The sequence below is a fragment of the Bacillus sp. LR--39 genome (assembly GCF_053613335.1).
The window spans coordinates 1-519 of the sequence record NZ_JBSIOT010001593.1 but is presented as its reverse complement, the minus strand read 5'-3'; the positions used below and the strand labels follow the sequence as shown (position 1 = coordinate 519).

1 protein-coding gene is annotated in these 519 nt (G+C 44.9%); it reads left to right on the top strand.

What is annotated here, in order from left to right:
• Positions 1–519, top strand: a 519-nt coding sequence (locus ACWHAR_RS31975; RefSeq protein WP_452089040.1) for an aliphatic sulfonate ABC transporter substrate-binding protein, incomplete at both ends; no start/stop codon positions are given.

Here is a 519-nt window from a genome sequence, read left to right as displayed (position 1 = left end):
AAAGAAAAAGGCTGGTTCGAAGATGCATTTGAAAAAGAAGGCATCAAAGTGAAATGGGTGGAGTTTCAAAGCGGTCCGCCCCAATTTGAAGGCCTTGCGGCAGACAAACTTGATTTTTCTCAAGTCGGTAATTCGCCTGTGATCGCTGGACAGGCGGCAGGCATTGACTTTAAAGAAATCGGTTTGTCTCAGGACGGTTTGAAAGCAAACGGCATCCTTGTCAATCAAAACAGCGGCATTCAAGACGTTGAGGGCTTAAAGGGGAAGAAAATTGCAGTCGCCAAAGGCAGCAGCGGGTTTGATTTTTTGTATAAAGCGCTTGATCAAGTGGGGTTGTCAGCTAACGATGTGACAATTATTCAGCTTCAGCCTGATGAAGCAGCTTCCGCATTTGAAAACGGATCTGTTGATGCCTGGTCCATTTGGGAGCCGTACTTGTCCTTAGAAACAATGAAACACGGAGCAAAAATCCTTGTGAACGGAGAAAGCACAGATTTATATTCACCGGGTTTTACTTTA